Origin of the sequence: Breoghania sp., assembly GCF_963674635.1 — a bacterium.
GTDB lineage: Bacteria > Pseudomonadota > Alphaproteobacteria > Rhizobiales > Stappiaceae > Breoghania.
Window position 1 is genome coordinate 712,313 of the sequence record NZ_OY771475.1, and the last position, 18,731, is coordinate 731,043.

Sequence of the window (18,731 nt, forward strand, 5' to 3'; positions counted from 1 at the left end):
TTTCCCGCTACAACGGGGGCGGGGCATTCCGCCCGCCCCCGTTGTAGCGGTGTTTCTCAAGCCGCACGTACCGACTTGAGAAATTCATTGATATTCTTGTTTATCTCATCCGCTGTCGTCGAAACTTCGAGTGAAGCGGACTTCACAAGTTCTGAGGACTGTTTCGTTTCCTCAGCCGATTCCGACACATTTTGAATGTTCGAGGCAACGATCGTGGTGCCTCGCGCCGCCTCCTGAACATTTCGCGAAATTTCGGTTGTCGCCGAGCTTTGCTGTTCCGCAGACAGGGCGATCGACGCAGAATAGTCGCGCACGGAATTCATGGTCGCAGAGATCTTTTCGATCGCAGCAACCGCGTTGCCGGTAGAGCCCTGGATCGCGGATATCTGTTCGGCAATTTCACTTGTCGCCTTTGATGTCTGATCTGCCAGCGCCTTGACCTCCGTGGCGACCACGGCAAATCCCTTGCCGGCTTCGCCTGCGCGAGCGGCCTCGATCGTGGCGTTGAGCGCGAGGAGGTTCGTTTGCTCCGCGATGTCGGTAATGATATTCACCACGTCACCGACACGTTCAACGGTCTTCGCCAGCCCGATGATTTCTTCATTGGCCGTGGTTACGTCTTGGTCGGCCTGGAGGATGACGTCACCCGTCGTCTTGATTTGGTGCTGTATTTCATTGATTGATTGCGACAGTTCCTCAGCCGCTGCCGCGACCGCCTGAACGTTCTTGGCGGCTTCTTCAGACGAACCAAATGCACTGCTGGATTTTTCCGTCGTCATTCGGGCGACGTCTCCAAGCCCATCGGCCGTTTCGCGCAGACTGTTCGCGGTATTTTGCGCTTGCTCCATCAAGTTCGCGACGTTGCTCTCAAAGCTGGAAATGAGATTGGAAATGGCATTTTGCCGTTTCTGCTCAACCTCGTTTGCCTCCACCTGCCGTTGCCGCAGGATCTCGGCTTCACGCGCATTGTCCTTGAAGACCTGCAAGGCAGACGCCATCTGGCCGATTTCGTCACGACTGACTTGCGGCACAGGGGCCTCCAAATCGCCTTGCGACAAAGCAAGGGTGGTGTGGTTCAGCGCCACCAGCCGCCGAATGACACGCCTTTCGACATAGAAAATGCCGATCGATGCGGAAAGGGCCACCGATGCGATGGACAGGGCTACCATCAACGTGAAAGCAAATGACGTCAGTTGCGTCATGTCCGATTTGGCGGCCGCGATGTTGTCCTTGGATGTCTCTACAGTTTGCAGAACGGCTTCTTCAAGTTCCTTGGTGCTCTTTTGCAATTCCGCCTCAAGGACATCCATCTCGTTTTTGGTTTTGATTATATTGACATAGATGGAGTAAAAGCTCTCCTCGTTTCCCTTGTCCATCAGGCGCTTGATCGTAGACAGCGTTTCCAGAGCTTGCGTTTTCCGGTTCGGATCATCAATTTTTTCTGCGTTGCGACCCAGAGCTATAAGCAATTGTTCAAACTCGGCATGGGCTTGCTCAATCCCGTCAAGAGATCGCGCGTTCTTGACCAGACCAATACTGCGCTCCACAGCGAGAGCATTCGCCTTGAAGCTTGTCATGGCGTCCGAGTAAAACAGTTTGATATCCAGCAGATCGTCGAGAGTGTCAAAAACAGAGCCTATTTTGCTGCTGTCTTCAACGATGTCATATAACGTCGAAACAGAGTTTGTGACGCTGGACTTCGAATTTGCGACGAGCGTTTCAGAGAGTATGATCAGATCTTTCGCATTCGATTTGATCTTGTCTTCGACGAGTAGGCTGTCATTGCTGTAGGTTATGCGCGTTTTGGTGAGTTCGCTGTAGGTTTTCAGCTTTCCGGTCAATGCTTCAATTTCCGAAGCCAATTTGGAGGTTTCGTCTTGACGGGCGCCAAGTGCCCGCAGCTTGTTCAAGGCATCGCTCTCCTTTTGAATCGTGTCTTGAAGAGACGCTTCAATGCTTGAGACCTGTTCAAGGTTTTGTGCCTGATCCAGCATGCCGGTCATGTTGGTGAGCAAGATGCCGTTCACATAGAGGTCTTTAGCCGCCTCAGAGGAGGGCATGTCGACGTCGAGGACGGATGCCTGCTCCTTGTTCATGGATCGCAGTGCAAACATTCCTGTTGCCGATGAGACGAGCACCATTGCTGTGACGATGCCAAATGCCGTCAGGAGGCCGGTTTTTACGGTAAGACCCTTCATGTGTACCCCAAATTGTTTGGAAAAAAGGAGCGTGTGTCACGCTCCTTAATTTTCATGACGGCTCAGTCGACTTTGAATGTCGGCGTGAAGTCGGAGGGGGCAAGCGATTCTTCCAGCGCGAAAGATTGCGCATTGTCTTTGTTGACGTTGAAAATCGCGGGGCCAACGTGGTCGGCTTCGACGGAACCTTCAAGGAACCGCACGGCCTGGTCGACCGAGATCATCCCCTGCAGCGCCGCGCTGTCGGTCGGCGCGCTTGAGATCAGGCCACGACGAATTCCGCGATAAATGGCGGGGGTGAAATAGTCCGAGACCAGCTTCACCTTGTCTTTCAGGTCTCTTTGGCGCAGCACACTCATCGCGACTTCAATCGCGACCGCGTTTCCGGCGATGTAGTCGACGTCAGGATGTTCGTCGAGAACGTCTTCAACGAGCTTTTGTTGAATTTCCTTGCCCGTATCGCCGAACTTGACGGTTACCAGTTCGATGGACGAGTCCTTGACGACTTCGCGGAAGCCCTTGTCCGTGAACTTCACCCATCCTGCAGCTTCCGGTCCTGGCAGCCAGGCCACTTTGGCGGAGGCCGATCCCGCGGGATATTTTTCCGAGAAATAGCGACCGGCAGCGCGGCCCATGTCATGCCAATCGACCGCGGCCATTCCCGATATTCCATCGGGCATGATCGCATTCACGGTCGCAAAAACGGGCTTCTTCTTGGCCGCCTCGACGACCGTTGGCGTCATCTGGTCGAACGAGACCGTGCCCAACAGAATCGCGTCATAGTCTCCGTTGGCGCAGTCCAGCAGTTGCTGCTTTTGCTTTTCCAGGTTGGGATATCCGCCCGCCTCGTAAAGATCGAGGGCCACGCCGATTTTCTGCGCATGCGCAACGACACCGTGGTTTGTCGCGACCCAATAGGGGTCTTTCAGATGCGGGAAGATGACGCAAAGCTTCCACTTCTTGGAAGCCTTTTCGAGCGCGGCATAAGCGGCATCTTGTGGCGGGTTGGTGAAATCATAGGGAGGCGTCCACTTGTCGACGTTCCATGTCTGCCCGACCGCAGCGGAGATTGAAAATGCGGCAATCCCAGCCGCCAATATAGTCCCTTTGAGCATGTCTTTCTGTCCCTCAGTTGTCCTGACGCCATTGTCTGCTTTGACTATTCGAGTCAATACGTAGCAAAATCTATGTAATACACGGATAGCGCGTCGAGAATTCGGTAAAAATATAAAAGACGCGTAAAAAAGAAGAGACAAAAAAGTAATGAAGGGCCGAAATACGAAAATATACAAATGGGAAAACTATAAAACCTTAGGGGAGGTGGCGCTGGGGCGTTATGTTCGGGCAGGAGGGTCTGCGAGGTGCAGTGAGTAGGGTGTTGAGGCGACCTTCTGCACTGAGTGGGGCCGCCTTATTGTCAGGAAAACGCACCATCACAGATGGAAGGCTGGCGACATTAGCCAATTGGAATTCTCACGAAGCTGGAAGAGGTTGTGATGCGTGTCGGGCCGGGGCTGGTAAGGGCGATGGTATTCGGCCGGGGACGATGGTATCCGGCCGGTTCGCGTAACACAGCAAACCGGCTTGCCTTTGTTGTCCGCGTTTTGAGCATGCCCTGCGCCCCGGCGGCAGCGACAAGCGATGAGAGGGCCCAGGTTTTCCGATAGGCAGATCACTGGCCTTTTGAAGGGGCATCAGGTGGGCTTGCCTGTCGCTGATCTTTGCCGGAAATGCAGCTTAAGCGACAACCGCAACGACCTTGACGCCGGTGTGAGGTGAGAGTGGCAGCAGGATCGCGGCTTTGAATGGCGTCGCATCTCAGCGGGCGAGCCCTCGGACACCGCGTGTATCGATCCGTTCAACGGGACGTTCCGGCTTGAATGCCTGAACCCGCACTGGTTCCTGACGCTTGACGATGCACGTCAGAAGATGGAAGGAATAGCGTAGAGATTACAATGAGGTTTGCGCTCACCAAGCCATCGGCAACATGCCTCCGATATCGCTCATGAATGGCTCCGGCGCATCCGGTCCGCGGTGAGTGTCACCCCGGGAAATCCCCGGGCCGGGTGGTCTACAATCGGGGAGCACGTCATTAACAGGTATATGTATGTTTATAGACCTTGGCGGGACTGGGAGCAGTCTTCCCAACCGAATCCTGCCCTCTTCGGAAATTGATCGCCAGCTTGGGCAAAATGTCGGCACGCTTGAAATGCGGACCGGAGTTGCGCAGCGTTATGTCTGTGAGCAAGAAACGCAGATTGATCTTGCTGTCGCGGCCGCGCGAGCGGCAATCGAAGACGCTGGGCTTCCGGTGGATCAGGTTGAACTGGTCCTGTCCGGTTCAGCAATCCCCTACCAGCCCTTGCCTGCGATGGCGCCGCTGATCATGCGGGAAATCGGTATCCCGGATGGCCAGGCAGCGGCATTTGACGTCAACAGCACCTGCCTCAGTTTTCTCACTGCGCTTGAGACCGCGGCACATCTTTTATCAGCGGGCCGGTATCAGACGGCGTTGGTGGTCGCTTCGGAAATCGCCTCGCGTGCCTTGCCTTGGGACGATCATCCGGAAACGGCAGCCCTTTTCGGGGACGGAGCCGGTGCCGTCCTTCTCCGACGCGCATCCGGGCCTCTTGCGAGCCGCATCCGCGCAAGCCTCATGACGAGTTTCCCTTCCGCCTATGAAGCCTGTTCCATTGGCGCTGGAGGGACCCGCTTCGATTTTCGTAAACAAAACGAGGACTTCGCCCGAAACGCCGTTTTCTCGATGGATGGCTCGGCGCTTTTTCGTCTCAGCAGGCGCCATTTCGCAGCGTTCGTCGCCAAGGTTCTGGATGAGGCCGGCTGGACGCTGAGCGACGTCGATCTGGTCATCCCGCATCAGGCCAGTCCCTTTGCACTGGAGCATATGGCGCGGCAGGTGGGGGTCAGTGCGGAGCAAATGATCGACATCACGCGCAGTCACGGCAACCAGATTGCGGCCTCCATTCCCTTTGCGCTCGATATTGCCCGCAAAGCCGGGCGCATCCAAACCGGATCCAGGGTGCTTTTCCTTGGAACCTCCGCAGGGGTCTCCTTTGGCGCCATGGCATTGGAGGTCTGACGAGGTGGCGAACGTTCTGGTGACCGGCGCCACGGGCTTTCTCGGTGGTCATGTGGTCGAGCGCCTTGCAAGGCAAGGGCGTTCCGTTCTGGCCCATGGGCGCGACGGCCGCAAATGCGAGGCTCTGGAGGCCGCTGGTCACACCGTCATGCGTGGTGACCTCAGCCTCGGTTTCGAGCCGGACTTTGGTCCGAGGTCAGGAAAGATCGACGCGATCATTCACTGTGCGGCTCTTTCGGCCCCCTTCGGCAGACTTCGGGATTTCCAGAGGGCCAACGTCGAAGCCACCAGCAATCTGGTAACTTTCGCCAGGCAGCAAGAGGTCCGACGCTTCGTTCTCATCTCCAGCCCGTCGGTTTACTTCACGTGCGCCGACCAGCTTGGTGTGCGCGAAGACGGTGTTCTGCCGAAGCCTTTCACGCCCTATGCGCGAACCAAGCGGGAGGCCGAGAAGATCGTTTTGGCCGCCAATGACATTGGCCCGATTGTCCTCAGGCCGCGTGGTATCTATGGCCGGGGCGATACGGCCCTTGTGCCCCGCCTCATTCATGCAGCAAACAAGGGGCCCTTGCCCTTGTTCCGAAAGGGCGCCGCACGCACGGACCTGACCTACGTAGACGATGTGGTCTCGGCCGTTCTCTGCGCCCTCAATGCTCCAGCCGCAGTGAATGGCGAGGTCCTGAATATTTCCGGCGGGGAGGTCCTGCCGATCCGGGAGGTCGCCGATGCCGCCTGCCGGCGTGCCGGGATCACTCCGCGCTGGAAGCCCATGCCCTTCACACCTGCGCTCATGGCAGCGGCCATGTTGGAACGCGCTTGTCTCATGCTGCCGAGGGCGCCCGAGCCACCGGTTACACGTTACGGCCTTGGGTTATTTGCCTTTGCCCAGAGCCTCGACATCACGAAAGCACGGACCTTGCTGGGGTGGCGCCCCGAGATCGGCTTCGCGGAAGGACTGGAGAGGACTTTCCAGCCGGGGGCAGGGCCGTGACACCGGTTTTTGCCAACAGCGCCCATGTCAGGGTTCCGGAGAGGATTGTAGTCCGCAAGGGAAAATGGCGTCCCATAGATCTACGGGTGCGATACGGTCTTTGCCTGCACCCCGACAAGGGCCCCGTTCTCATCGATACCGGCTATACGGCACATGCCCTCCATGCTGGCCAGCGCTCACTGGCGCTTCGGCTTTACGGATCCGTTCTTTCCCCCCGGTTGGTTCCCGAAAATCAACCGGAGGTCTTTTTGCGCCGGTTCAGTCTTTCGCCCGCCGATGTCAATCTCGTGGTTCTGACCCATTTTCATGCCGATCACGTTTCCGGATTGCAGCTCTTTCCGAACGCAAGGTTCATCGCTGACGCGGACGCCTGGCGCCGGATTGCTTCATGTTCGCGAGTGGGTCAGCTGCGCCATGGTGTCTTTTCCGAATTGATCCCGCCCGATTTCAGCCGGCGACTTGAGCCACTCGCCGATTGCGCCGGGGTCGATTGTCAGCGCTACGGATTCTCAGGCAAGGATCTGTTGGGAGACGGCAGCATGATCGCCGTTGACTTGCCGGGGCATGCGGCGGGGCATTTCGGCATCCTTTTTCCGCGTCAGGATCCCCCCTTGTTCTACGCGGTCGACGCACAGTGGGTTCACGCCGCATTGAGCAGCAACCGGCGCCCCGGCTTTCCTGCAAGCCTCATTGCCCATGACGCTGGCGCTCAGGCTGACACCACACGATTACTCCAAGGGCTTGAAAAACAAGGCGTCGATGTTTTGCTATGCCATGATCCAGCAATGACACACCATGATTCCGACGGTAAGGGAGGTGTCCCATGAGCGCTTCGGCGGAGGTGATTGCATCCTTCATCCGGACGCTTTGGCTGTCGCGCAAGTCATTGGATCGGCAACGGTTCGAGCGCTTGCAACACAGGGCGATCATGCGATGGCTTGCCCGCGATGTGCCGAGGGTTTCATTCTATGCTGGATCGGCCCTCTCACTGGATCAGTTGCCCGTCGTCGACAAGGCGATGCAAATGGCTCGGTTTGAGCAGTTCAATCAATTTGGACTGACGGCGCAGGAAATCCGCTCAACCCTGGCACAGGGATCCTTCCAGATTGATGGGCATACGGTTGGCGCAAGCACGGGAACCAGCGGCAACCGCGGGGTATTTGTCGTCTCCCGGCAGGAAAGCAATGCCTGGCTTGGATCGATCCTTGCCAAGACGATCCCGGACATGCTGTTGAAACGGCCCCGGGTGGCGATCCTCCTGCCCCAGAACACCGGCCTCTATGATAACGCGGCCCGCTCGCGGGTTCTGGATCTCGCCTTCTTCAACCTCACGACCGCTCCGCACCAGCTGCGTGGGGAGCTGGAAGGTTTCGCGCCAACCGTTGTCGTCGCCCCTCCGAAAGTCCTGCGATATCTCGCGGAGGAAAAGAGTTCCATTCGCCCGCAGCGGATTTTCTCTGCGGCCGAAACCCTGGACCCGGTCGACCGCTCCCCCGTCGAGGCCTTCTTTGGCCTGCGGCTGGAGCAGATCTACATGGCAACGGAAGGTCTGTTTGCAGTCACATGCCGTCATGGCAATCTGCATCTGGCCGAGGACTCCGTCCATTTCGAGTTCGAGCCGGTAGGGAAGGGGCTGGTCTCGCCCCTGGTGAGCACGTTCAGGCGTAATGTCCAGATCATGGCTCGCTACCGGATGAACGATCTGCTTCGCCTGTCGCCGCAATCGTGTCCCTGCGGCTCCCCCCTTCGGCACGTCACGGAAATTGTCGGCCGTCAGGACGACATCTTCCGTCTTGCCTCGCCCACCGGACCGGTGATGGTGACGCCAGATGTTTTGCGCAATGCCGTGTTGAATGCCGATCCTCGCATAACCGATTTCCGGATCGTTCAGACCGCTACGGACTGCATCGAGGTGTCGCTGGCGCCTGATCTGCCTGAGGAGGCGGCTTCGGCAGCTCTTCGTTCACTCCAGGCGCTTCTGGAGGGGCGGGGTGCCAAGGTGAATGTCGTTCTCTTGCAGCGTCTGCTTGAGTTGGAGACTGGGCGCAAGCTGCGCCGGGTCGAATGCCGGCTTGTCGATGCGCAGGTGTCTCGGTGAGCCTGCCCGATGACGAGCATACCGGGCACTCAGGCCAGAAGCGGGTCGCCAATGATCCGGGGCAGGTTGCGGCTCTGGTGCAACTGTTTCAAGACTATGCCTGCCAAGAGCTGATCGCCAACCTGGAAACTCAGCTGAAAAGCGTTGAAATTGCCGGAAATGCGTTTCCGCTGACAGTGAATGATGGCACTCCGACTTGCTACATTTGCAGCCCCGCTGCGGCCTATATCGACTACGCTCTCGATGAAACCCGTAATTTTGGCGGCTTTCCAAGGTTACAGAAAGCGATATGCAGGCTGATTTCAGGACTTGCCCCGCTCGTCCGCGCCAGCGGGCTTGACCGGCAGGTCCAGCTGAACAACTGGCTGTTTTCAACCAATCCGGTTCCCGACCTGGACCGCGATACGGTGCGGCAGATCAGAAGCGAATTGACTCAAGTGTATCCGACCCACGCCATCGTGCTCCGCTCGCTCAACGAGCTCGCCGACGAGGCGAGCTTGGTAGCTCTGAGACAGGAGGGATTCAGGATTCTGCCCGCCCGGCAGATCTATCTTGTGGCCGATGCGGACAAGGCAGCAGGCTTGAAGAACATGCGGGCCGATACCAACCGTCTTAAACGGACGCATTTTCAGTATGCTGGCAATGGCGATTTCCTTGAGGAAGATTATCCACGCTGCGCTCGCCTCTATGAGATGCTTTATCTCGTCAAATACACCCCGCTAAACCCTCAATACACCGCAACCTATATCCGGCGTATGCACGAGGCAGGACTTCTCCGCCTGGCCGGATTGCGTGACAGCACGGGAAAACTGGTTGCGGTGAGCGGGACGTTCCTGAATGGGCGGACATTGACCCAGCCGATTGTGGGCTACGACACAAGCCTGCCGAAGACAGAAGGCCTTTACCGGATGGTCATGGCCATGGCTCAGGCAGAAGCGCGGAGAACCGGCGCCTTCTTCAACGTCAGCGCCGGGGCCGCCGACTTCAAGCGGCGACGCGGGGCCGTTCCAGTCATCGAGTTCACAGCGGTTTATATCCGCCACTTGCCGTTGCGCATGCGCCTTGCGACAGCGATCATGGAAATCGCCCTTCGGACCATCGGTATTCCCCTCCTTAGAAAGTTTGAACTATGAGCCAATTCAAGGATCAATGGGCCGCCGTCGCCCTGTCGGCCGATGTTGGGCGCAAACCTAAGCGCATTTTCCTCAATGGCGTTCCGATCGTCCTGTTCCGGGGGCGTGACGGGGTGGCAGCCCTGCCGGATCGCTGCCCCCATCGTCTGGTCGCGCTTTCGGAGGGGAGGGTCGTCGACGGAGACATCGAATGCCCCTATCACGGCTGGCGGTTCAATGGGGACGGTCGATGCACCGCCATTCCGGGTCACATCGGCAAACTGCCTGTCTACAGGACGCAGACCTATCGCACGATGGAGCGGGAAGGCGCGATCTTTGTCTCGGCCGGCAGCCCGGCGCAGCCCCCCTATGTACATTGCATGGAAGGTCAGGATGTGGTCGTGCGCCGTGTGCGCAGTTCGACCCAGTCAACGGTTCTGGACGCTGCGGAGAACATCCTCGATGCCACCCATACCCACTTCACGCACAAGAACCTGTTGCGCGGACTGAGCGCGAAACGTCACAAGGTGACAGTTGAAATCACCGGAGGTGAGGGCTGGATCCAGGCGGACTACATCGGCGAAAATCGACAGGAAGGCATCGTCAGCAAGTTGCTCGAAGGCGAGCGGACCAGAACCGTTGGTCGGTTCCGGGCTCCGGGAATAGCCGAGCTGGAATACTGGGGGCCGAAAGGATTGGCTTTGGCAACAACCTTCCATCTTCGCCGGGCCGATGCGGAAACGGTCGAAGGTATCGGCTGGCTCATGGGGCCCCGCAAAGGTGGCCTCGGCCATCTTATGGCCCTTGCCTTCAAACCGCTATTCTCCGTCGCGCTCAACCAGGACCGGCGTGTTCTGCGTTCGGCCAGCTTGAATAGTCGCTTCACGCCGGATGCCCGCCCAGTGATCGGTCCGCTGGACTTTCTACGCAAGGATATCGAGGCTATCCTGAAGGGAGAGCCTCATTCGGCGATGGAAGTATCGCGCAGAGCCTCCATCGAGCTCTGAGCCGGGCCGTTCCACTCGATGTCGCGGGTTGCAGCCTGCTGGGGGGAGATGCGCTCGCGGAAAGCTATTCCGATGATTTCCGCAAAGGCCTTCCATTGGGCGCTGGCGCTCAGGTTGTCGCCGTCCCAAGTGAAAATATCATCCATACGCCGCAGATCCCGAAAGAAGGCACCAAGCTGTTTTCGCCTGAAGGCTTGCGGGAGCCCGTAGATCCACATGGCGAGGCGGGAGCCTTGCATGCCTTCGATATCCGGTTTCACCTCGTCTGCGGCCCCCAGACATGCGGCGATGAAGGCAGCTGGCTGGTGAAAGAAGTGGACGCCGCTGGTCGCCCGCGGATTGCATTCCAGCGGCCAGACCGTACCGTCAGTATCGCACATGAGATCAAACGATAGCTGGCCGGTCCAGCCGGTTTTTTCCGCGAATGTCTCCACAAAACCTCGGGCAGCCGGTGCGGTGACCATCTCGAAGCAAATCCCCGCACCCTTTCCGGCCCGGTACAGTGAGCGATAGAACGCAGCCGCCTTGAGCCTGCCTTCGACCGCAATGGCATAGACGCTGATCTCGTCGCCGTCGATGAAGCTCTGTGCAACCCAGGGGGATGACGACGTTGGCTGAACGTGGAGGAGATCCGTATAATGCGGGCGCAACAGTGTGTGGCTTGCAAAGCGCGACCAGACCGGCTTGAAGACGAGATCTGTCGTCTGTCTGCCTAACTCCTCAAGGTCAGCGCGTGAGACCAGAAGCCTGGTTTCGGGCGCTCTCAAGCCCATCGCCCTAACCATTTCGATGAATTGGAATTTGTTGTGCGCGGCCGCCACAAGATCGAGATGCGGGGCAAACAGCCGGGCTGGCATGGCACGATCGCGCCAGATCTCCCCCAGATAAAAGATCTCCTCGCATGTCGGTACGACCAGGGAAATGCGCTGGCTCTGAAGCAAGTCGGCAAGCCTTTCGGCATAGTTTGCCGGTTCGTCTTTTGGCTTTGGCAGTCGGGAATACGCCGTGCAGGCACGGCTTGACCGTGCCAGAGGCCAGCTCAGGCTGTCGGCCAGAACTATCCTGTGGCCGGCCGAATGAAACAGGCGGGCCAGATGCAGCGCGGCTGGTGCCCGCGCGCCGGTAATGAGTATGTTTTCAGCTGAAGTTGTCACGTGTTGCCGGGAGCGCATTCAGAATTCTATGAGATGATATGGGAAACGCACCCAACTTGTTAGTGTCAATGCCACCGAAGACCGAGGCACAGTTTCGCGCTGCAAAGGTCTGGCACCAATCTGAAATTGATGGGCGGCGTTGGGGGGGGCGAGCAGGCGTGGAGCGAAGCCGGCTGTCGAATATTGGTCAGTCACTCGGTCTGACATCGTTCCTTGCGGCGAGGGATCAGCACCTCGTCGTCGCGTTGAAGCTCCAGAAATATCACCGTAGTAAATCGAGTGGCATAGTCGGCGACACCAGTGCGTTCACACATCGATCGCGCCTCGCGACCATCAACCGGCGCGGCGAAGTCTGGATACCACACCGCCTGTCGAAGCAAGCCAGACGTGCAATTGAGGAACTTGTTATCGACCGGAGACGCGATTTTTACCCGCGATTTCGAGCCACCGCCGGTCTTCCCGACGAGAGGCTTGCGCGTGGAGCTCAACTCCCGATTGATCCCGAGTGCTTGCGTCTCTTCTTGGAGAAATTGGAGAAATTGGAGAAAGTCGACGCAGCTCCGCAATAAGGCGAAGCGATATTGTCAGGTCGACTGCGATCATTGCGACAGCGCACTGGTTACTCCGACAAGTTCAGCATCGAGAACGAGGTCGGACGTACGTCCGCTTCGGCAAGTCGAAATGTCGAGAGCGGCCCGTCAGTTTCCGGCCCCGAGGCAGATAGACCGCCATACGCTGCGACGCGGGCAAAGTCTGAGAAGGGCGGGGAGCGGACTTTCGCTGCTGATTGCTCAAGCTCTGCTGAGCGGAGCAACTATCTTGCCGATTTATGCGCAGAATGCCGATTTATGCGCTATGAGAAAAAGGGCTACTCAAGTGCGATTGCTGCATCATCAGCTGACTTGACCACATTCTCTCGCAACATATGGGCCAACCCTTGGTTAGTTAGCTGATGAAAAACTTCATGCCCTCCGTTTTTCAGATTATAGGTAGCAGCTCGCATCATGCCCAATGCCTCCATCTGCATGAGGATGCGTTGTTTGTCCGCCATGTCGATCGTTATGTTTGTTTCAGCGCTTAGGTTGGCTACCTTTCTAAGCACGCTATCAAGCGAAGAACTAATCCCTGATGTATTTGATGGCGTACGAAATTGAGGGCCAATTGCTGCCAATATCGCTCGCCATGTCATTGATGATGTACGGGGTGTCTTCCGAACATTCGAACCACCAACTCTCGGCTTTGACTCGAAGTGAATGATGAATTCTTCATCCAGTCCGGCAAGATTGATATTATCGAAAATCGGCGGTTGCTTGGCAGCGGAAATAATAGATCGTAACTCCTCATTTTCCTTTCTGAGGTTATTAATATCATTCAATATTTCGTTACTGGCGGCTGTATCAGCTCTGATCCAGCCCACACCTTCAAAAGTTACCCGCGCCTGTGACAGCGCCGCGAGTGCTTTAGTAGAAAGTTCGTCGGGATTCGCCCAAAAATCGACCATAGATTCATTCTTCAAAGAATCGATAAATGTGGAAAGTCTCTGCTTGTTCTCTAGGTCTTCCTCGATCTTATTTATGGGCAGGTTTTCGAGGTCGTTCCTGATAAAGGCGAGAACTGGGATACCCATGGATTTGGCATGCAAAAACTCTTTTTCTGTGTAACTCAAGCCATCCTCAGCCAGTGATCCATAGCGACCTGCCAAAATCAAAATGTAGTAGTCACAGCGATCAATAACTCTTTCGATGAAGCTCATTTGTTTTTGGCTCGAAGCTGGGAATATTTCCATACCTTCAGCCACATACCCCGCCTTCGCTACCGCCTCACTGACCTTCTTTCGCTCCTCTATGAGGTCGCTGTATGTTGAGCTAACAAAAACGTGAAATATCTTTTCCATGAATGACCCCAACGTGCCGACCACATTACTACGACTGGGCTTTGCTAGAGCTACCCCCTGAAATGTTAGCCCGAAAAAATCCGTTGCAAAACATTCATTTCTGCGACGATACTCGAATAATATGTTGAGAGAAAGTCATCCATGACAGAAGAAAAAATAACAATAACTTTAGAGATACCAAATGCACAAATGGCCCTATATGAAATGGAGGCGAATAAAATTGGCGTAGCCAAGGAAAATGTAATATTAACTCACTTATTAGGAAACACAACGCAAAACGCCGAATACGAAAAAGCATTAAATTCATTTATTGAGATACATAATCATGGAATAAGATAGAAATTTTTCTACTATATGGGTGGATTATTACTTTGATGCCTATCTGTTATTGTAGGTGCATGGCTTTTTATGGGAGGAATAATTGGGAAAACGTCATTTACGTTTGAAGCGCTTGGGTTGGCCCAAACGTCATTGACAGACGCGGGGCCTGGTGCTGTATTATTTGTAATAGGCCTATTTTTTGTGATATTTACCCGCCTCAAAGTGACCCATGAATTTACTAACTTGGAACAAAAAAATAATATAAGCTACGCAAGTTAAGCAGGTAAAGCGGACACTGATTTTCGTAATTTACTTTATCACCCATGGCCCGAGTAGCCACTGGGTCACATCCATGTTATCGCCTGTTTCATGACATATCTGGCGTGTTTAGCCAGAACGGGAACAGATACGGGGTGATTGCCCTTCCAGCAAACGTGAAGTGCGTTTACCATTATTCAATGACCCGCAGCCGAGACGAGTTCAGTCCTAGAACACGCAGCGATCTAGCTCTCAGGGCTAGCCACATGTGCTCGAAATGCAAGCGCTCAACATCTGGCCCAAGCGATGAAAGTCCAAGCGCAGTGACCAATATCGGTGTTGCTGCGCATATTTCCGCTGCGGCATCGGGACAGGGCGCACGTCGCTATGATCCAAACATGACCTCCGAAGAGCGGAGACACATCAGCAATGGAATTTGGCTTTGCGCGAGCTGTAGCGTGCTGATTGATCGGGACGAAGAGCGTTTCACAATAGCCGAGCTGAGGCGTATTCGTGACGAGCATGAAGCGTCGCGCCGTATAGACGGGGACAATGAAATCGACCGCGCGGATGTCATTGCCATCGGGCGCGATATCATCACCGCAGGCGACATCCTGAGTACGGGGCGTGAAGGGTTCAAAGTCCGCTTGCTGCATTTCGTGCAAGGGTCAGGCAGAGACCTCATGCGTTTTGCTAACGAGTTCCAACAAACTGACATTGGTGATCGGTACGTTCTTCTCAATGAGCTTGGTTATGGTGGTTTGCTAGCTGACACGCCGAGCGTGTCTCGCCAAGGCATCGATTACGAGCTTGAGTTCACGTTCTCAGAGCGAACACCTCGACGTAATGCAACACAGAACATCGTCAGCATGTGCGCCGAGACAGGCCGACTGATCGAAGGCATGGATGCGCTCGTCCAAAACTTCGAGCGGACGCTTGGCATGGCGCGGGGAGAGTGGTTTGCCGATCTGGAGTTGGGCAGCCACCTAGCTGACTTGTACTGGCGCTATCGTGGCTCGCCTTGGTTCGAGCCACTTGCTATGAACGAGATTGTGCGTCTGGCTTCTATCCCGAAAAGAAACCGCCTCACAGGCGAGGACGCCACTCCGTTCTTGTGCGTCAACAGGGTGAACCGCGTCTCCGTCCCCTCGTTTGAGCTTGAGGAGCAGAAGCTACAGATCGAGGTCGATTTCGAGGTTGAAGGGGTAGGTGATTGGTCTGGTGCTCTTTCCGTCTTTATCTCGACACCTCAGCAGCTGGTGGACGGTAGGGATCGTGCGGCTCAACACGCTGAAAATATCAGACGGATTGAGGCGGAGAACTCGCGATAGCAATCCATGCGTTGTGGGTGATAATTTGTTGTCTCCGGAATGTCAGCTTTGGGCCGAAAGCTACCGCAGAAAATGTCCTAACGATTGTCGGCTTACGTGAACGAATTTCCCAGAAGCCGACAGCCCGCTTACGGCTCCATTTTTGCTCTTCGTGGGTCAGCAACCCCACGAAGGAAAATCAGCACGAACGACTGATCAGAAACATGAAAACCCGCCGATCGGATCCGATCGGCGGATTTTCATTTGGCTGGAAGAATGTGCCTGATTTCTCAGATTGCCTCACAGAGGCAATCTGTTGCGCTCATTGAGGCGGACTTTGCTTCTCTCAGGCCATCCTTTGCTATCTCAGACAACATGTTGTCATGACTCCAATAGGATGCCTCATATATTTTGTAAGTAATTGAAAATATAATAGAAAAATATGTGAATTGCCTCATAAGTACTGAATTGCGCGCATTAAACTGCCTCAATAGTCGCAATCAATTGCCTCAAAATCTCGACTTAACTACAATCATGAATGCGAAAACGTAAGAGACAAAAAAGCCCCGAGCTTGGTCCCGGGGCTGGTCGGTTTCAGTATTGATTATTGGGGGCGCGAACTACAGCCCCAAGGCTTCGCTGATCCGCTGAAGATCCTTTCGTCGGAAAAAGGTGGCGGGCACATCTTGGGCGGGGAAAGCCGGGCGGATCTTATACTCACGGAGCAGCCTGTTCAGTCGCACATGGTGGATTCCGGTTTCTCTTGAGAGAGTGTGGAGCGATGAGAAGTCGCCCATAAACTGTTCAAGATCGGTTCGTTTCACAATGGTTTGCGGACAACGATTGATGGGATTCACGGCTGTTTGCGAAGGCAGGTGACCGTGTACGAGCAAGCCTTTCACGACCGCAGACGATAAGTGCATTTCCCTTTCCACCTGTCGAAGCGACAAGCCCCCATGACCCTCAAGCCGCACATGAGGCTTGACCTCTTCGACGTTGACCAGAAGCGAGAGATATCCACGCTCTTCGGAGAGCAGGCGCACCGTTTTGAGTTTGCGATCCAGAATAAGCCGGACAATCTCGACTTGTGAGCAATTGGCTCTCCTGGCCGCCGCAGGAATATCTTGAAGGACAGGTTGGTCGTTAGGCAAAGCGTCCTTCATCAGCCGCTGCATTAGGTCGTCGAGATCCGTCTTGGCGAAGGCGTGATGGTGCAGTGTCTCATTGCCGCCGCGCACCCAGGGCACGAGGATACCCGCCTCGAAAAGGCTACGATCAATTGGGCGGGGAATGTTCAGGTAATCGCGCACGGCAGCCATCGACATACTTTGGCTGGCGCGCGCAATGTACTGGCTACCTTCGCTGGCCGGGAACATAATTCGTTCATCAGTCAGGGACATTGCATCGTCGGCAATGACGCCCACCTCGTGGAGGATTTTTCTCAGCCGCTTGGGATGGACGGCGTATTCTTCAGAAGCAGAGCGAAGAGAATGCAGCTTTCGCGTTTCGACTGGAATGCCGAAGATCTCTTCTCCCGGCCCCAATGGCAGGGTGTCAATTGCGTGCTCGCGGATGAGATGTCGAAGGGGATCATAGGAAGAGTCCTCGGATTCGTGGGCCAGCCACTCATAGAGGCGCCCGTACATCGTTCTGGGCGCCCAGGCTTTTTGGGGTCCGCTTGACTGACTTTGAAGTCCACAAAGGAAGGGGCCGATGCCTTCCGGGCCAGCCCGAACGATTTCGTAGCCTAGACCCCCTGCGTGCCACCAGGCGTTGGGCGTAAGTTCTGCGGAGTGGAAGCGCACCCCGAACTCTGAAACCGCTCCCACAATTTCGCAGATCCGTGCCGCCGCGTACGCCGGAAAACGGTCTAGCCAATTTCCTTCGCCAGGTCGGTTTTCCAGCCGGGCGATGAGGTACTCTTCCAGTGGCGAGCAGTTCCTGTGTGAGCTTGCGCGAGTGATTTGAGCCAGGTTTGCACCTGTCGGAGCCACGAGCATCGTGAAGTCGTGAATGCGACTTGGGCGCTCGTCATCGCAGGCGGGCACGAAACTGGCTTCGTGGACGGCGCAGGTTCTAAGGGATGATACAAGCCAGCGCGTTCGCCCATAGATTGCGGCCGGGCCATTGGGACTGCGTGAGATATCATCAGCCAAGCAATGCGGACAGACGAAGAGGGTTTGTCGGCTGAGAGTGGCGCGCGTGAATTTGTTGGCTCCAATCCAGTAGGTCCTGCCGTCTCGACGAATTGGTGTTCCTAAATCGGTGCCTTCGGGAATGTTGCAAAGACGTGCAAGGGAGTCCTGTGCGCGCTGAACGCCATCGATGATTTCCTGGAACGTGAAGCCCATATCCAGACAGAAATCGCGCGCGCTGCGTCCGTTCAGAAATGCTGCGCGAGAGCAGAAGCTCATCGGCGATTCATCGGGGTGGAGCTCAGGCGTGAGTTTTGGGTGCAAAGGCATCAGGCGTTTCTCTTGTCTTTCGGTCGTTTGGGAGCGCCATCCGCGGAAATCGTGATCTTTGGTGCGTCTTCCAGTGCGCGCTGAGGATCGATCAGCAGGAAATCTGCTGATATCGAGAAGATGTTCTCGCTTGGAACGCACCCGGTTCGGGCGTGGTAAGTCGTAGCGAAATGGCCGAGCGTGAGTTGCTTGTGTCCTTCGCGAACAGCGGCGAGGATCGCATCCTGGGCAAGCTCGATCGCGATCCCGAATTGTGCGGACGCGGCGTGGATCAACCTCAAGGCGAGTGAAGTGCTTGCCAGTACGTGGTCGGCCGACACATCTGCCCGCCGGGCAAGGTTACGGATCATGGTGCCAACCTTCTTTGCATCGCGACCGGGCACGAGCGGCTCAAACCGGATGAATCGACAGCGTCGACGGACCTGCGTGTCGCCTTGAATGAAGACCGCCAGTTCGGGGAGTCCGGAGAGAATGAGGGAGACAGACCACTCAGGCGTCTGCATGAGACCTTTGAGCGTATCCCGGACTTTCTGGATTTCTCCATCACTCTTCATCTGAACGGCGTGCTGAAGCTCATCGATATGCAGGAACCTGATGTTCAGGTCCTTCAATCGACGGCGCACCATCGCCCAAACGACATTCTCCTTGAGATCTCGTTTTGTCTCATAACCTGTAGCCCGCAGAACACTTGCACCGAGCTGTTTCAGAGTGCAGGGAGACGGAGCAGTGATCGAGATGAGACGGGTAGGGGCGTTGGCCACCTGGTAGTTCCCGAAACGATCGGACAAGGCGCGGTGGATGGAACGAGACTTTCCGGCGCCGG

15 protein-coding genes and 1 pseudogene are annotated in these 18,731 nt (G+C 55.9%); 9 read left to right on the forward strand and 7 right to left on the reverse strand.

Annotation, left to right across the window (positions count from 1 at the left end; genetic code table 11):
- Positions 1 to 56: 56 nt before the first annotated feature.
- Both ABGM93_RS03150 and torT read right to left on the reverse strand, forming a co-directional pair.
- On the reverse strand, positions 57 to 2,198 hold the full coding sequence (locus ABGM93_RS03150) for a methyl-accepting chemotaxis protein (protein ID WP_321503419.1): 2,142 nt from the start codon (positions 2,196 to 2,198) through the stop codon (positions 57 to 59).
- 62 nt (positions 2,199 to 2,260) lie between these two features.
- Positions 2,261 to 3,490: a TMAO reductase system periplasmic protein TorT gene (gene torT / locus ABGM93_RS03155; RefSeq protein ID WP_321503420.1), complete on the reverse strand. Its 1,230-nt coding sequence runs from the start codon at positions 3,488 to 3,490 to the stop codon at positions 2,261 to 2,263.
- A 532-nt stretch (positions 3,491 to 4,022) separates the two neighbouring features.
- On the opposite strand from torT, the pseudogene ABGM93_RS03160 reads away from it, so the two are divergent.
- From ABGM93_RS03160 to ABGM93_RS03190, 7 genes and pseudogenes are all read left to right on the forward strand, one after another.
- Positions 4,023 to 4,236: pseudogene (locus ABGM93_RS03160) on the forward strand (transposase); the annotation flags it as partial.
- On the forward strand, positions 4,237 to 5,298 hold the full coding sequence (locus ABGM93_RS03165; protein WP_321503422.1) for a 3-oxoacyl-[acyl-carrier-protein] synthase III C-terminal domain-containing protein: 1,062 nt from the start codon (positions 4,237 to 4,239) through the stop codon (positions 5,296 to 5,298).
- Positions 5,299 to 5,302: 4 nt separating this feature from the next.
- Complete coding sequence (locus ABGM93_RS03170; RefSeq protein ID WP_321503424.1) at positions 5,303 to 6,289, forward strand: NAD(P)-dependent oxidoreductase; 987 nt, start codon at positions 5,303 to 5,305, stop codon at positions 6,287 to 6,289.
- Complete coding sequence (locus ABGM93_RS03175) at positions 6,286 to 7,116, forward strand: MBL fold metallo-hydrolase (protein ID WP_321503426.1); 831 nt, start codon at positions 6,286 to 6,288, stop codon at positions 7,114 to 7,116. The genes ABGM93_RS03170 and ABGM93_RS03175 overlap by 4 nt, the downstream gene beginning before the upstream one ends.
- The gene (locus ABGM93_RS03180; RefSeq protein WP_321503428.1) at positions 7,113 to 8,387 is read left to right on the forward strand and encodes a F390 synthetase-related protein; all 1,275 of its coding nucleotides are present in this window, start codon (positions 7,113 to 7,115) and stop codon (positions 8,385 to 8,387) included. Before ABGM93_RS03175 ends, ABGM93_RS03180 begins: the two co-directional genes overlap by 4 nt.
- Positions 8,384 to 9,520, forward strand: a complete 1,137-nt coding sequence (locus tag ABGM93_RS03185) for a GNAT family N-acetyltransferase (RefSeq protein WP_321503430.1) — start codon at positions 8,384 to 8,386, stop codon at positions 9,518 to 9,520. The genes ABGM93_RS03180 and ABGM93_RS03185 overlap by 4 nt, the downstream gene beginning before the upstream one ends.
- Complete coding sequence (locus ABGM93_RS03190) at positions 9,517 to 10,506, forward strand: Rieske 2Fe-2S domain-containing protein (protein WP_321503432.1); 990 nt, start codon at positions 9,517 to 9,519, stop codon at positions 10,504 to 10,506. The genes ABGM93_RS03185 and ABGM93_RS03190 overlap by 4 nt, the downstream gene beginning before the upstream one ends.
- Here the strand turns inward: ABGM93_RS03190 and ABGM93_RS03195 are convergent.
- The 3 genes from ABGM93_RS03195 to ABGM93_RS03205 form a co-directional block, all read right to left on the reverse strand.
- On the reverse strand, positions 10,461 to 11,447 hold the full coding sequence (locus ABGM93_RS03195) for an ATP-grasp domain-containing protein (RefSeq protein ID WP_321503435.1): 987 nt from the start codon (positions 11,445 to 11,447) through the stop codon (positions 10,461 to 10,463). The two genes, ABGM93_RS03190 and ABGM93_RS03195, sit on opposite strands and share 46 nt — an antisense overlap.
- A gap of 404 nt (positions 11,448 to 11,851) precedes the next feature.
- Positions 11,852 to 12,148, reverse strand: coding sequence for a hypothetical protein (locus ABGM93_RS03200; protein WP_321503436.1), 297 nt, complete (start codon positions 12,146 to 12,148; stop codon positions 11,852 to 11,854).
- 380 nt (positions 12,149 to 12,528) lie between these two features.
- Positions 12,529 to 13,554 carry a DUF4062 domain-containing protein gene (locus ABGM93_RS03205; protein ID WP_321503438.1) on the reverse strand — a complete coding sequence of 342 codons (1,026 nt, stop codon included), beginning with the start codon at positions 13,552 to 13,554 and terminating at the stop codon, positions 12,529 to 12,531.
- A 141-nt stretch (positions 13,555 to 13,695) separates the two neighbouring features.
- Between ABGM93_RS03205 and ABGM93_RS03210 the strand changes: the two genes are divergently transcribed.
- Both ABGM93_RS03210 and ABGM93_RS03215 read left to right on the forward strand, forming a co-directional pair.
- Positions 13,696 to 13,893 (forward strand): hypothetical protein, encoded by a 198-nt coding sequence (locus tag ABGM93_RS03210; protein WP_321503440.1) that lies wholly within the window; start codon positions 13,696 to 13,698, stop codon positions 13,891 to 13,893.
- Between the two features lie 563 nt (positions 13,894 to 14,456).
- Entirely contained in the window at positions 14,457 to 15,464 is a 1,008-nt protein-coding gene (locus tag ABGM93_RS03215) for a hypothetical protein (protein ID WP_321503442.1), read from the forward strand.
- Between the two features lie 599 nt (positions 15,465 to 16,063).
- Here the strand turns inward: ABGM93_RS03215 and ABGM93_RS03220 are convergent.
- Together ABGM93_RS03220 and ABGM93_RS03225 are read right to left on the reverse strand one after the other, a co-directional pair.
- Entirely contained in the window at positions 16,064 to 17,908 is a 1,845-nt protein-coding gene (locus tag ABGM93_RS03220) for a TniQ family protein (protein WP_321503444.1), read from the reverse strand.
- On the reverse strand, positions 17,908 to 18,696 hold the full coding sequence (locus ABGM93_RS03225; protein WP_324292391.1) for an ATP-binding protein: 789 nt from the start codon (positions 18,694 to 18,696) through the stop codon (positions 17,908 to 17,910). Before ABGM93_RS03225 ends, ABGM93_RS03220 begins: the two co-directional genes overlap by 1 nt.
- Positions 18,697 to 18,731: the final 35 nt, after the last annotated feature.

What these genes read in the sequence shown, in the direction of transcription:
- ABGM93_RS03150 (WP_321503419.1), bottom strand. Translation starts at nt 2,198, where the DNA reads ATGAAGGGTCTTACCGTAAAAACCGGCCTCCTGACGGCATTTGGCATC.
- ABGM93_RS03180 (WP_321503428.1), top strand. Translation starts at nt 7,113, where the DNA reads ATGAGCGCTTCGGCGGAGGTGATTGCATCCTTCATCCGGACGCTTTGG.
- ABGM93_RS03190 (WP_321503432.1), top strand. Translation starts at nt 9,517, where the DNA reads ATGAGCCAATTCAAGGATCAATGGGCCGCCGTCGCCCTGTCGGCCGAT.
- ABGM93_RS03205 (WP_321503438.1), bottom strand. Translation starts at nt 13,554, where the DNA reads ATGGAAAAGATATTTCACGTTTTTGTTAGCTCAACATACAGCGACCTC.
- ABGM93_RS03210 (WP_321503440.1), top strand. Translation starts at nt 13,696, where the DNA reads ATGACAGAAGAAAAAATAACAATAACTTTAGAGATACCAAATGCACAA.
- ABGM93_RS03220 (WP_321503444.1), bottom strand. Translation starts at nt 17,908, where the DNA reads ATGCCTTTGCACCCAAAACTCACGCCTGAGCTCCACCCCGATGAATCG.